Genomic DNA, 13,386 nt, shown 5'->3' with positions numbered 1-13,386 from the left:
AGCTATTGAAATATTTGGTAATTGTTGCGGCGCGTGCAACGCAGGTATTCGCGCGACGCGCTATATCGCGTGCGCAGACATGACTAGACTGTAGAGCCGCTGTCGCAGTTTTCGCAGCTACCTTGCAATGGACTCAACATGTCGCTGACCCTTGAGCAACTCTTTCCGCAGCATCGTCCCGAAGGTGAAGCCGTGGCTACGGCTCTCGATAGTCACGCTGTCGTACAGGCGTTGTCGCTCGCCGTTGCCGACCATCCGCTTGCCCTGCTGCGCATGATGTACCCGGCCACCGACGCGAACACGCACCGCAGCCGCGACGAACTCACGGAAGTGCTGCACCGTCACGGCCTGCATCAGGTCGCCGGGTTGATCGAAGAAGAATCGCCGTATCTGATGTTCACGTCGGCCGAGCACGCGCATCTCACGCTCGTGGAAATCCGCCGCTACTCGGCGGCCATCGCCGTGCATCTGTATTACCGTGGGCTCGCCGGTGTGGAAGCGGAAACGCGTCTGCGCGCCGACGCCCGTGTGCCTGCCGACGGCCACTTCAAGCCGTTCGACTGATTGTTCGGTTGATTGGCAGGATGGGGATGCACGCTATCGACGCGATAGCGTGCGTTCGGGAAGGGAGGGTCTCGACGAGAGATCGCTCAGGCGTGAGGTTTGTCGCCCGCGCGCGATGTCCCGGTGCGATCCGTAGACGTTGAGGTGTCGGCGCTGGCTGGCTCCGGCGTCTTTTCGGGGGCGCTGTCGCCGTCCCAACCAAACGTGACCTGTCGCTGCGCGCGACGCGTTGCCCGCTCGCGCGCCATCTGCTCTTCGAACTGACGACGCCCTTCCTTCGCGGTGGCGATCATCTTGTTGCGATCCTGGTAGGAGGGATACATTTCGTCCGTCAACTGCAAATTGGCGCGTCTGAACGCCATCGTCGCTTCACGGGCTTCGGACGCTGGCCACCCCAATGTTTCCAGCACCGAGCGCGCGCTGCGCAGCGACGACTCGAAGACTTCCCGCTCGATGTGCTTCACGCCACGCTCGCGCAACTGGAACAAGTGTCCGACGTTGCGCGCTCTGGCGATGACGGGCACGTCGGGGAAATGCTCGCGCATCAGATCGGCGATTTCGAGCGACTGATCGATATCGTCCACTGCGATGACCACAGCACGCGCGTTGGCCACGCCCGCAATGCGTAGCAGATCGAGACGCGTGGCATCGCCGTAGAACACGCGAAAGCCGAACTGACGCAGACTCTCGATGGTGTCCGGGTCGTGATCCAGCACGGTGACCGACACGCCTTGCGGAATCAGCGTGCGGCCAACGATCTGACCGTACCGTCCGAAGCCGCAGATCACCACATTCGCCGACTGCGGCTCCGAGATCTCCTCCATGCGCGGGGACCCCTTCACGCTGTAACGCGGCAGCAACCACTTGTCGATGGCCACGAGCAGCAGCGGCGAGAGCAACATCGATAGCGCGACGGCACCGATCAGGAACGACGACACCGCAGGTGGCAGCACCTGCGGACCGGCCGACTGGAACACCACGAAGGCGAATTCACCGCCTTGCGCGAGCAACAGTGTGAAGATCGGACGCTCCTGATACGGCAACTGCATCAGACGCGACAGACTGTAGATCGCGAGTCCCTTGAGCGCCATGAAGCCGATCACGACGGCGAGCATGCGCAGCGGTTGAGCCATCAGCACGCCGAAGTCGATGCTCATGCCCACGGCGATGAAGAACAACCCCAGCAGCAATCCCTTGAACGGCTCGATGTCGGTTTCGAGTTCGCGACGGTACTCGCTTTCCGCGAGCAGCACGCCTGCGAGGAAGGCGCCGAGCGCCATCGACAGGCCGACCAGTTGCATCAGTGTCGCAATGGCGACGACCAGTAACAAAGCCGCCGCCGTGAAGATTTCCGGCGTCTTGCTATTGGCAATCCAGCGCAGCAGCGGACGCAATGCGAGACGGCCGCCGAGAATGATGGCGGCAATCACGCCGACGATCTTCAGGGCTTCGAGCGCGCGCTCCGTACCCGTCAACGCGTGGCTGTCGACTGAATCGGCGAGCAGCGGCAGCAACGCGAGAATCGGAATCGCGGCGACGTCCTGGAACAGCAAAATCGAAAAGCCCGCCTGACCGCTGGCAGTAGCGAGCATGTTGCGCTCGGCCATCACCTGCAAGGCGATGGCGGTGGACGACAGTGCGAGACCGAGCGCGGCGACGAGGGCGATGCGCCACGGCGCGCCGAGCGCGACGCCCGCTGCAAACAGCAACACGGCGCACCCGATGACCTGCGCCGAGCCCCAGCCGAAGATCGGCCGTCGCAAGCTCCACAGGCGACGCGGTTCCAGTTCGAGGCCGACGAGGAACAGCATCAGCACCACGCCGAATTCGGCAAAGTGCAGGACATCTTCCACACGCGAGACGAGGCCGAGGCCCCACGGGCCGATGGCGATCCCGGCGGCGAGGTAGCCGATGATCGCGCCGAGACCGAGCGCACGGGACAGCGGCACGACGATGACGGCCGCCGCCAGATAGATGAGACTGGCGAGCAACCAGGACGGCACATGTTCCATCAGGCGGCCCTCCCGGGAGCGGTGTCGGTGGTGTTCTGTGTGGTGTCGCTCGTAGCGCAGCGCGGCCGATCCGTCGACGGGATCACCTGACATTCGTCGGCGTCCGCCATCGAGATCAGCTCGGGCCAGTGCGGGTAAGTGGCGAGACGTCCGGCGAATTCGCGCACGTGGGTGTCGAGCGCGGCGGCGTCACAGCGTCGTGCGCCAAAGAGCACGTGCGGCGGCAAAAAGCGCATGCCGCACAGATGCGACGTCTGCTCGTAAGCGGGCAGGAACGCGGAAAACTCGTGCTGGTTGTACCCTTCGGGACGGTAGCTTTCGAGCGGCCCGCCGGTGCTGGCCACGAGCCAGAGGTCCTTGTTGGCGAGTGCGTGGCCGTCCTGACCGTAAGCCCAGCCCCAGGACAGGACTTCGTCGAACCAGAGTTTCTGCAACGGCGGCATGCTGTACCAGTAGATCGGATGCACGAGTACGATCAGGTCGGCGCGCGCCACGCGCTCCTGTTCGGCGGCCACGTCGATGCTGAAGTCGGGATACGTCGAGTAGAGATCGTTGACGTCGACACCTTCGATGCCGCGTGCGGCTTCGAGCAGGCGTCGGTTGACGCGCGAGTCGCGCCAGCGCGGATGCGCCACGATGACGTAGACGGCGCGCTGCGGGGCACCGTCGCGGGTGTCCTGTGCGGCTTGCTGGAGACGGGAGGAGGCGGGGGCTGTCATGCGGGGGAGGATACTCCATTCGTATGACTCCATCCGTATGAAGTACGGCATCACCCGAAGGTGTGGATTCGGCGCGGTAAGATGCACGGCGCACACGCCACAGATGACCGGTGAGCGGCCGATGAGCGGCCGACGATTCGCTAAAGACTCGGCAGCCAGCGCCGTTAGGGATTAAGTGAGGAATTAAAGGCCCGCGATGCGTTTCGATGCGCACTGCGGATCAAAAAACGAATAACAAGACACTTCGCGCAGGCGGTGCAGTCATGCACACGTCAGTGCTTTTCCGACATGTCGCCGCAAGCCTTTCGCAATACCGTCAATCTGATCTATCACGGACGCAACGTGGCGCTCACGCTGCTGCTCGTCGCCTTGCTCTACAACCAGACGTTCTGGGTGTTCGCGAGCGCGGTGGCGGCGGCGCTCTGCACGGGGGCGCTGCATGAGGCGGGTCGCATGCCGCAGGACGAGGAATTGCCGCCGCGTCCGCTCGTCATTCAGATCATCCGCATTTCCGTGCCCCTGCTGCTCACGATGTTTGCACTCGGCTATGGGGCCGTCTGGCTCAATCGACACTTTGGCTGACCTGTCTGCGCCAACGTTCCCGCACGGGGCGGATGGACACCTCAGTGCCTCCGTGCCCCCGTGCGTTCCGTCGGCCTGTCATCCCTTTACTTCACCCACTGAATATCGTTCGGCGCTTGCGGCGGCAGCTTGATGGCCAGCACTTTGAACTCGCCGCTGGTGTTCTGCGACCCGGCATGCACGGTGCCGCGCGGAATTACGATCAGATCGCCCGGGTGCACTTCGCGCTGCTGATCGCCCAGCCAGAAGGTGCCGCTGCCCGAAATCACGTACTGAATTTCATCGGCGTCCTGATGGGTGTGACGCGGCACGTTCCCGCTTTGCACGGCGACGGTGCCGTTTTGCGTGGCCACCAGTGTGCGCGAACGCAGCGTGCCCACGTTGGGGACGAGCTTGCCGATTTGTTCGTCGGTCATCGCGCCGACGTCGATGATCTGTGGCGTGAGCGCGGCGGGCGGTGCTGCCTGCGCCACGGCGTTCGGCATCAGATGAGAAGAGAGGAAGCCCGCAGCGAATGCGGCAGGCACAGCGGCAAGCAGGACATAACGGCGCATGTTTTGATTCCTTGGCTAAGACGTGTGGTGACGACGGCAAGGGAAAAGCACGGACGAATGAGGCAAAAGAAAGGGCCTCGGGGGCACACCGATGTGTCCCTACGAGGCCCTGTGCCGGACTATACGCCCACTCGCGACGGCGCGCGAGATGGGGAAAGTCGGTGTCGCGAGTATTAGCCTTGCTTGTGCAGCAGCGCGTTGCGACGTGCGTAGGTGAAGTAGATCACCATGCCGATGGCGAGCCACACGACGAAGGCTATCCACGTGGTCGCTTGCAAATGCGCCATCAGGAACAGACAGAGACCCACGGAGATGAGCGGCACGACCGGCGCACCCGGCACGCGGAACACGCGCGGCAGGTCGGGGCGCGTACGACGCAGCACGAGCACGGCGACCGACACCAGCGCGAACGCCGACAGGGTGCCGATGTTGATCAGCTCGGCGAGCACGCCCAGCGGCACGAAACCTGCGATCACGGCGAACACCACGCCAATGATCCACGTGCCCGCGAACGGCGTCTTGTGCGTGGGGTGAATGCGCGAGAGCAGCGGCGGCAGCAAGCCGTCGCGAGACATGGCGTAGGTGATGCGCGTCTGACCGTACGTCATCACGAGAATGACGGTGGTCATGCCGAGAATCGCACCCAGATCGACGAAGCCTGCGATCCAGTTCTGTCCGGCATATTGCAGCGCGAGCGACACCGGGTGATCGACACCGGCGAACTGCGCGAACGGCACGATGCCGGTCATGATCGCGGCCACTGCAACATACAGCAGCGTGCAGACGATCAGCGAGCCTATGATGCCGACGGGCAGGTCGCGTCCCGGGTTGCGCACTTCTTCGGCGGCGGACGTGACGGCGTCGAAGCCGATGAAGGCAAAGAACACGAGCGCGGCGGCGTTGAACATGCCGCTGGTGCCGAACGGCATGAACGGTGTCCAGTTGGCCGGTTTGACGTGCCACACGCCCACGGCGATGAACAGCAGAACGACGCCGATCTTGATGGCGACCATCAGGTTGTTGATACGTGCGGACTCGCGCACGCCATACGACAGCACCCACGTGATGAGCAGCATGATCACGACGGCGGGCAGGTTGATGAACGTGCTCACACCGGGCACGCTGCCGGGCGCTGCGGTAATCGCGGCGGGCAGGTGAAGACCGAAGCCGGCGGCAAGCGACTGGAAGTAACCGGACCAGCCGACGGACACGGCGGAGGACGCGAGTCCGTATTCGAGCATCAGATCCCAGCCGATGATCCACGCGACGATTTCACCGAGCGTGGCGTAGCTGTACGTATAGATGGAGCCGGAGACGGGGATGGTGGAAGCGAACTCGGCGTAGCACAGCGCGGCGAAGCCGCAGGCCATCGCGGCGATCATAAACGAGACGGTGAGCGCTGGACCGGCCGTTAGTGCGCCGGTGCCGGTGAGAACGAAGATACCAGTGCCGATGATGGCGCCGATGCCCATGAGGACGAGGTCGACCGGGCCCAGCACTTTCTTGAGATCGCCGGTGCGACCCGCGACCAGCATGTTCTCGATGTTTTTGGTTCGAAAAAGACTCATTGCCTGCAAAAGGTTCCTGCAACGTATGCCCCTGGCGCTCGCGTGGCAAGCACCATCAGGGGAATCTGCGGGAGACGTGTCCCGCAACCTGGCTGCAAAGGGCACCCGGGCTTGTGGCCGCTCGTTCCCATGCGTGGCGGAAAGCCACAGGGTTTGACGAACCACGTCGTTGCACTAGCGCCGCCCGGACACAATGCGCGGGCAATACGGCCGACACCGACGGGCGCGGGTAGCGCGTGTCGTCGGTGGGGCATGGCGATAGGCATGCCACGACGCCGCCGCTCAGGGAGAGGGCACGCCGGGGCGGGACGAACAAAATCGAGACTTACTGAGGATCCTGCCGGACTGCCGTGACCGCCACGAAGCTTCGATGCTTCGCTGCGGCACACCGGAGATAGGTCTGCTGAAGGGTCTGCAATGTTGGTGCACGGTGGCGCCGGAAGGCGTCGGTGTGCAAGGGCTCGCTGTCCTGCGGTCCGGCCATCGGCGCCCGTTCGGCACCTCCGCCTGGCCGGAATTGCTCACATTTTAAGCGTTTTTCCCAAAGTGCGTGTAGTTGCTGCTTAATTAGGGGCGGATGGGGTACTGGCCGGGGGGCTCCTCAACACCACATCCCGCTAATACCGCCTCGCCTCGGCCAGCCCCCGGGCCGCGGGGGTTGCCGATACCCTGACTGCGCTCCACCTGAAAGTCGCTCCGTCAGGGCACCGACAACCCCCGCCACTCCATTGCCCGAGTTCAAACCATCGGTCGGCATGCACTCACTATCGGTTCGGACCCCCCGGACCCCCGCCCGGCGGACGGCCACCCCCATGACCGCCTCCATGCCCACCGCCATTTCCACCCCCATGGCCGCCTCCGTGTCCGCCACCATTGCCCCCGCCGCCCGGCGGACGCGGACCCTGACCACCACCGTGTCCGGGCGGACGTGGCCCCGGACCTGCACCATGCCCCGGCGGTCTCGGACCCGGACCTGCCCCGTGGCCCGGCGGCCTCGGTCCCGGTCCTGCCCCATGACCCGGCGGACGCGGGTTGCCCGGATAGTAGCCATGTCCCGGCGGTCGCGGACCCGGCCCCGGACCCCAATGCGGCGGACGCGGTCCCGGCGGCGGACGATGCCAGTAACGCTGATCGTTGTACCAAGGCCGATTACGGTAATAGTTGCCCCAGTACGAACCGATCGAGAAGGTGATGATCGGCAAGCCGATCATCGTCCCGTAGCTGAGCACCGGCACCGGATTGCCCTGATAGGGATAGCTCAGCAAAGCGCCATAGATCCATCCGCGTGCGCCAGGCAAGCCGATGTCGCACCACGAATAGCCCGCTACACAGCCGTAAACCGTTACCGGCATGCCGGGCCCCGCCTGCGCGACGACCGGGTAGTCGGACGCCGGGCCTGCCCGCACATTGGCCGATGCATTGATGACCGCCTGACCGGATTGCGCCGACGCGACGCCGGGCAGCACGGCCAACGTCGTCAGCAGGGTCGCGGCCGCGACCGCGAGTGGCAAGGTGGGTTTGTTCATGTTCATCTCCCTGATTCAGCGGCGCACGGCGACGCCCGTCCCGGACTTCGCCACGCTTGCCATGCCCATTCGACCGGACGTTTCGCCCGATGGTTTGCGGTAATGCGTAACGAAACGTTGCCAGAATATTGTCGTCTGTTACGAGGACGGTACTCGCGCTATCCCATGCACGCGCAGTGCTCGGAACAAGCGGGGGAAGCCCCGGAAAAGGCCACCCGACGATACGATGGCGCGGGCAGAGTCAGGCAGATGGCGAGACGAATGCGATGGCGGCGGCGTCGCGCCCGTGCGAGCGGCCCGCCGGCATCGCCGGCGGGGCTGTCGGGCGGGTTGAGTACGCCGCCGCGCATGAAGGTATTTGCGAGATCAGTACAACACGACGGAGCGGATGGACTCGCCGCGCTTCATCAGATCGAAGCCTTCGTTGATCTGGTCCAGACGCAGCGTGTGCGTGATCAGATCGTCGATGTTGATCTTGCCTTCCATGTACCAGTCGACGATCTTCGGCACGTCGGTGCGGCCACGCGCGCCACCGAACGCTGAACCTTTCCACTCACGCCCCGTCACCAGCTGGAACGGACGCGTGCTGATCTCCTGACCCGCTGCGGCCACGCCGATGATGAACGACTGACCCCAGCCCTTGTGGCAGCATTCCAGCGCCTGACGCATGGTCGTGACGTTGCCGATGCACTCGAACGAGTAGTCCGCGCCACCGTCGGTCAGCTGCACGATGGTGTCGACGACGTTTTCCACTTCGTTCGGGTTGATGAAGTGCGTCATGCCGAACTTCTTGGCGAGTTCAACACGTCCCGGATTGATGTCGACGCCGATGATCTTGTCAGCGCCGACCATCTTCGCACCCTGAATCACGTTCAGGCCGATGCCGCCCAGACCGAACACGACGACGTTCGCGCCTGCTTCGACCTTCGCCGAATAGACGACGGCACCGACGCCGGTCGTCACGCCGCAGCCGATGTAGCAGACCTTGTCGAACGGTGCGTCGGAGCGGACTTTCGCCACGGCGATTTCCGGCACGACGATGTAGTTCGAGAAGGTGGACGTGCCCATGTAATGAAAGATGGGCTTGCCGTCGAGCGAGAAGCGCGACGTGGCGTCCGGCATCAGGCCGCGACCCTGCGTGCTACGGATCGCCTGGCACAGGTTGGTCTTGCGCGACAGGCAGAATTTGCACTGACGGCATTCCGGCGTGTACAGCGGAATGACGTGGTCGTCTTTCTTGAGCGTGGTCACGCCGGGGCCGACGTCGACGATCACGCCCGCGCCCTCATGGCCGAGGATGGCGGGGAAGATACCTTCCGGATCGGCGCCGGAGAGTGTGTAGTAGTCCGTATGGCAGATGCCGGTGGCCTTGACCTCGATCAGCACCTCGCCGGCACGCGGCCCTTCCAGATCGACTTCCTCGATGGTCAGGGGTTTGCCTGCTTCCCAGGCAATGGCGGCTTTGGTTTTCATGGCGTTATTCCTCGTTGCTACGTCGTTCGGGGGAATCCCTTCGCGACGTACCATACCGCGTTCTAAAGTCACGCGCGAGTCTTGATACGCCATGTCGACAAAAAAGACGTCGCTGGATACATGAATCGCTCAGCCCCGCTCAGCCGCGCTCGGCCCCCTCATCGCCGCGCACTGCTGCCCAGCGGTGCCACGATGTGATAGAAGCCCTGTGCGTCGATCGGGCGTGCGAACCAGTAGCCCTGCGCCTCGTCGCAGCCCAGCTCGGTGAGCCGCTGCGCCTGCGCCTGTGTCTCGACGCCTTCGGCCGTCACACGCAACCCCAGCGAATGCGCCATTGCGATGACGGCGCTCACGATGGCATGGCTCGGTGCATGCGTGAGCATATCGCGCACGAAGCTCTGATCGATCTTCAGGCGATGAATCGGAAAGCGCGTGAGATAGGCAAGACTCGCGTAGCCCGTACCGAAGTCGTCCACGGCAATTTCCACGCCCATGTCGTGCAGCGAGCGCAGACAGCCGACGGCGGTGCTGGAGTCGCCCAGCAAGACCGTCTCGGTGATTTCGATTTCCAGATGGCGCGGCTCCAGCGCATGGGCGTTAAGCGCGCGCTCGATCATGCCGACGACGTCCTGGCGCGCGAATTGCTGCGCGGAGACGTTCACGGAGATGCGCGGCAAATGGCCGCAGCGTCGCAGTAACCGGCTCGCTTCCCGGCAAGCGGTCTGCATGACCCATTCGCCCAGCGGCAGAATCAGCCCGGATGTCTCGGCAATCGGCACGAATTCCGCCGGGCCGACAGCGCCGAGCGAGGGATGACGCCAGCGCAGCAGTGTTTCCGCACTGCGGATCTCGCCCGTCGAGAGCGTGACCTGCGGCTGGTAGACGAGATGCAACTGCGAATGCGACGCCTCATGCACGGCCACGCGCAGCAGCGTCTCCAGTTCGTTGCGGCGGCGTGCCTGTGAATCCATCTCGTTGCTGAAAAAGCGCAGGCCGCCACCGGCGGCGCTGGCAATGCCGAGCGCCACGTGGGCGCGCCGCAGCAGCGTCTCGGGGGTATTGCCGTGATCCGGGTAGCTGACCGCGCCGATGCTCGCGTCCAGCGCGACCGAGTTCTGATCGACGTCCACCCATTGTGCGAGCCGTGCTTGAATGCGTGCAGCGAGAAGGCGTGCGCCGTCTCCGGTTTCGTTGGTGACGATCACGAACTGGCTGCCGCCCAGACAGGCGAGGGCATCCTCGGGACCGCTGGCCTCGCGCAGCCGCTCGGCCGCGATGCGCAGCGCCAGCTCGGCGGCGGGCGGACCGAAGGTGCTGCGTAGTTTGCGCAGGTGATCGAGTTCGACCAGCATCACCGTGAGTCCGACCTGTTGAATCGCGCAACGATGAATCGCCAGTTCGAGACGTTCGTTGAGCAAGGTCTGATTGGGCAGACTGGTGACCGGGTCGTGGTGTGTGACATACCAGAGCCGCGACGCGACCTGCACTTGCTGCGACAGATCGAGCACGATGCCGACCCAGCGGCGCTCGCCCGGTGCGTGTTCGACGCAGGAGAGCGCGAGACGGATCGGTAACCAGCTACGGATGTGGGTGAGCAGATGCCATTCGTCGTCATACGGCACCGCTTCATGCGCCGACAGACTGGCCAGCGCAGGCAGGCGGCGGCGTGCCAGTTCCGAAGGATCGAGTAGCGAGAGGAAGCTGCGTTTGCCCAGCAGGTCGTCGGGTGTATAGCCGGTCAGGCGCGTGAACGCCGCGTTCATGCGTTCGAGCATGCCGTCGTCGGTACAGACGAACATCGCATACGGCGCGCTGTCGAGCGCGGCACGGCTCAACTCGCCCTGGACGTCGGGCACCCGACGAGGTACGGGATCGTTCACGTCCGTACCTCCCGAAAGCCGGTCCGGCCGGGATTCAGGAACGTCATGCAACACCTCCCTGGCGTCGCGATTTTTTATCTCGAAAATCGAGCGATCTCGTCGCCCGATTCCTCTTGTTTTTCAATTGGTTATGAGCGCCATTCTGCCACGATGCAAGCGTCTTCGTGCAAGGGAAAACGCGGGGTCGGAAGGGGTTCCGAAAAGGCGGCGGCACGCGCATGCTGTGGGCTGGCGACACCGGTGTGGAAATGCCTCGTCGGACCCGATCCGTATGGCTTCGCGAGGAGCCGTTCGGTATCATGCGGCCTGTTTCCGTCGGGATGGCACTGAAATGGCGTCGATCTCACGGGTGGTGCCGACAATGCATTTTGACGGGCAAGCGGACGACCGCGAACATTTGGGTACTGAGGGAAGGCGACGTTGCATAGCGACCGGACAATGACGACCGGTGTGACACGAGGCCTGCGGCAAACATGCGGCAGAGGTCGGTCTGCGCGCGCGCGCTCATGGCTGCGTCTGTTGCGGTTGTGCCTGATGTACCTGAGTGTCCTCATGGTGGGACTGACGGGACCAGGGCAGGCCGCGGCGCAGTCGGCGGCCGCAGGCAATGCAAGCAATGCCGGTGCCGCTTCCGTCAGTGTGCGTGACGCCAATGTCCGGCAAGTCGTACTCGGCATCATCAGTTTCACCCGCTGGCCGACGATGCCCGCGAAAGTGCGTCTGTGCGTGGCAGGCAACACCGACTATGCGCGCGACCTGCTGGCGGCTCAGCCGTCAGGCAGTGCGCCACCGGTGGAAGCGCAGCGCGTCTCGCCTCTGGAGCCGACCATCGGTTCGTTGTGCGACGTGTTGTACCTCGGCGCGATGAGCGATTTCGAGCGTCGCCAACTGCTGGCCAACCTCGCCGGTCATCCCGTGCTGACGATCAGCGAACGCAACGACTCGTGCACCGTTGGCACGATGTTCTGCCTGAACGTCGATGCCGACCGGGTGACCTTCGATATCAACCTCGACACCGTCGCGCGCAGTGGTGTGCGTGTCCACCCGAACGTGCTGAAGCTGGCGCGAAAGCCAGCAACGCCATGACAACCCAATTCCCCCCAGCCCATCCACCGCCGTCCGGACCGGGGACACCCGTGGCCGGACTGCTGTCACCGCAAGCCGCGCCAGACGTGGCGACCGGCGCGGCAGCGCACGAATCGACCCACGAGCCGCCGCCCGCTTCCGCCGGTCTCACATCGACGCCACCCCCTGCTTCAACCGTGCGTCGGCGACGACCCTCCTTGCAGCGCGTGCTGCGACGCACGCATCTGCGTCTCGCGGTCTCCGCCGTGGTCCTCGCTGCACTCTTGCTCTCTGGCGTCGCGTGGATCGCGCTGCGCGCCTACGCCGAAAACAATCTGCTGCTGATCGGGCGCTCGCTGGCCTACACCGCCGAAGCGGCAGTGGTGTTCGGCGACAGGGTGGCGGCGCAGGAAGCGATTGCGCTCATTGCCAAAGACGAAGACGTGGTTCAGGTGCGCGTGCTCGATGCGCGCAACGCGCAGTTTGCGATGTGGCGGCGTCCCGACGGCGGCACGCTGGCACGTATCGAGCGAACTGTCGCCGACATCGCCATGCCCGGTCCGGTGACGCTGCCGATCCGTCATGAAGACAAGGTCGTTGGCACGATCGAAGTCCAGGGGCAGGGCAATCAGTTCTTCGTGTTTCTGATGAGCGGAATCGGTGGCGTGCTCGCGTGCCTTGCCGTCACGTTCGGCGTTGCGAACGTGCTGGCCAAGCGGATGCACCGCGATATCGTCAAGCCGCTGCGTGCGCTGGCGGAAGTGGCGCATGCGGTGCGTCGCGAGCGGGCGTTCCATCAGCGCGTCGCCGCGACGCCGATTGCCGAACTCAAGGAGCTGGGCGACGACTTTAACGCGCTGCTCGACGAGTTCGAAGGCTGGCAAAACCATTTGCGCGCGCAGAATGCGACGCTCGCCCATCAGGCGAATCATGACCCGCTGACGGGCTTGCCGAATCGCGCGTATTTCGAGTCGCGGTTGGTGCAGGCGCTCGATGAGGCACGCGAGTTGGGCACACACGTCGCGCTGTTGTATCTCGACAGCAATCGCTTCAAGGACATCAACGATCAGCTCGGCCACGACGCTGGCGACGCAGTGCTCGTGGCGATTGCCAAGCGTCTGCGCGAGCCGCTACGCGAGGGGGATCTGGTGGCACGTCTGGGCGGCGACGAGTTCGCGGTGATGCTGCCCGGCGTGCGGCAGACGTCCAACGCCGTGCGTCTCGCCCAGAACCTGCTGGCCTCGATGGAACGGCCGATTGCCCTGCCCGACGGCAGCGAACTGGCCACGTCGATGAGCATCGGCGTGGCGTTGTACCCGACACACGCCAACGACGCGGTAGCGCTGCTGCGCGCAGCGGATGCGGCGATGTATCAGGCCAAGCGTGTCGGCGACGGCACCTGGCATGTTGCGGAAAGCCCCAAGGGATAAGGCGGCGAGCAAC

The 13,386-nt window shown here is 64.3% G+C and carries 11 protein-coding genes; 4 read left to right on the top strand and 7 right to left on the bottom strand.

Annotated elements, in window-relative coordinates; genetic code table 11:
- Positions 1 to 138 precede the first annotated feature (138 nt).
- A complete protein-coding gene (locus PCO31010_RS12620; protein WP_052252296.1) occupies positions 139 to 564 on the top strand; it encodes a hypothetical protein in 426 nt (141 codons plus the stop codon).
- An 86-nt stretch (positions 565 to 650) separates the two neighbouring features.
- Here PCO31010_RS12620 and kefC read toward each other — a convergent pair whose 3' ends face one another.
- Complete coding sequence (gene kefC, locus PCO31010_RS12615; RefSeq protein ID WP_246184577.1) at positions 651 to 2,576, bottom strand: glutathione-regulated potassium-efflux system protein KefC; 1,926 nt, start codon at positions 2,574 to 2,576, stop codon at positions 651 to 653.
- Positions 2,576 to 3,295 carry a glutathione-regulated potassium-efflux system oxidoreductase KefF gene (gene kefF, locus PCO31010_RS12610; protein ID WP_150664541.1) on the bottom strand — a complete coding sequence of 240 codons (720 nt, stop codon included), beginning with the start codon at positions 3,293 to 3,295 and terminating at the stop codon, positions 2,576 to 2,578. Before kefF ends, kefC begins: the two co-directional genes overlap by 1 nt.
- Before the next feature lie 288 nt (positions 3,296 to 3,583).
- Between kefF and PCO31010_RS12605 the strand changes: the two genes are divergently transcribed.
- Complete coding sequence (locus PCO31010_RS12605; protein ID WP_039392996.1) at positions 3,584 to 3,877, top strand: hypothetical protein; 294 nt, start codon at positions 3,584 to 3,586, stop codon at positions 3,875 to 3,877.
- An 86-nt stretch (positions 3,878 to 3,963) separates the two neighbouring features.
- On the opposite strand, the gene PCO31010_RS12600 is transcribed toward PCO31010_RS12605, so the two are convergent.
- The 5 genes from PCO31010_RS12600 to PCO31010_RS12580 all read right to left on the bottom strand — a co-directional run bounded on the left by PCO31010_RS12600 (position 3,964) and on the right by PCO31010_RS12580 (position 10,878).
- A complete protein-coding gene (locus PCO31010_RS12600; RefSeq protein ID WP_039392993.1) occupies positions 3,964 to 4,431 on the bottom strand; it encodes a cupin domain-containing protein in 468 nt (155 codons plus the stop codon).
- Between the two features lie 173 nt (positions 4,432 to 4,604).
- The gene (bcaP, locus tag PCO31010_RS12595; RefSeq protein WP_150664540.1) at positions 4,605 to 5,999 is read right to left on the bottom strand and encodes a branched-chain amino acid transporter BcaP; all 1,395 of its coding nucleotides are present in this window, start codon (positions 5,997 to 5,999) and stop codon (positions 4,605 to 4,607) included.
- A 764-nt stretch (positions 6,000 to 6,763) separates the two neighbouring features.
- Complete coding sequence (locus PCO31010_RS12590; RefSeq protein ID WP_150664539.1) at positions 6,764 to 7,525, bottom strand: SH3 domain-containing protein; 762 nt, start codon at positions 7,523 to 7,525, stop codon at positions 6,764 to 6,766.
- A gap of 366 nt (positions 7,526 to 7,891) precedes the next feature.
- Positions 7,892 to 8,998, bottom strand: coding sequence for an S-(hydroxymethyl)glutathione dehydrogenase/class III alcohol dehydrogenase (locus PCO31010_RS12585; RefSeq protein ID WP_150560610.1), 1,107 nt, complete (start codon positions 8,996 to 8,998; stop codon positions 7,892 to 7,894).
- Positions 8,999 to 9,156: 158 nt separating this feature from the next.
- The gene (locus PCO31010_RS12580; protein WP_150664538.1) at positions 9,157 to 10,878 is read right to left on the bottom strand and encodes a putative bifunctional diguanylate cyclase/phosphodiesterase; all 1,722 of its coding nucleotides are present in this window, start codon (positions 10,876 to 10,878) and stop codon (positions 9,157 to 9,159) included.
- Between the two features lie 552 nt (positions 10,879 to 11,430).
- On the opposite strand from PCO31010_RS12580, the gene yfiR reads away from it, so the two are divergent.
- Positions 11,431 to 11,964, top strand: a complete 534-nt coding sequence (gene yfiR / locus PCO31010_RS12575; protein ID WP_246184576.1) for a regulatory sequestration protein YfiR — start codon at positions 11,431 to 11,433, stop codon at positions 11,962 to 11,964.
- A gap of 176 nt (positions 11,965 to 12,140) precedes the next feature.
- Positions 12,141 to 13,373, top strand: coding sequence for a diguanylate cyclase DgcN/YfiN (dgcN, locus tag PCO31010_RS12570; RefSeq protein ID WP_246184594.1), 1,233 nt, complete (start codon positions 12,141 to 12,143; stop codon positions 13,371 to 13,373).
- Positions 13,374 to 13,386: the final 13 nt, after the last annotated feature.

This window comes from Pandoraea commovens (assembly GCF_902459615.1).
GTDB lineage: Bacteria > Pseudomonadota > Gammaproteobacteria > Burkholderiales > Burkholderiaceae > Pandoraea > Pandoraea commovens.
The sequence above is the reverse complement of the archived record's forward strand: the minus strand, read 5'-3'. Positions and strand labels throughout refer to the sequence as shown.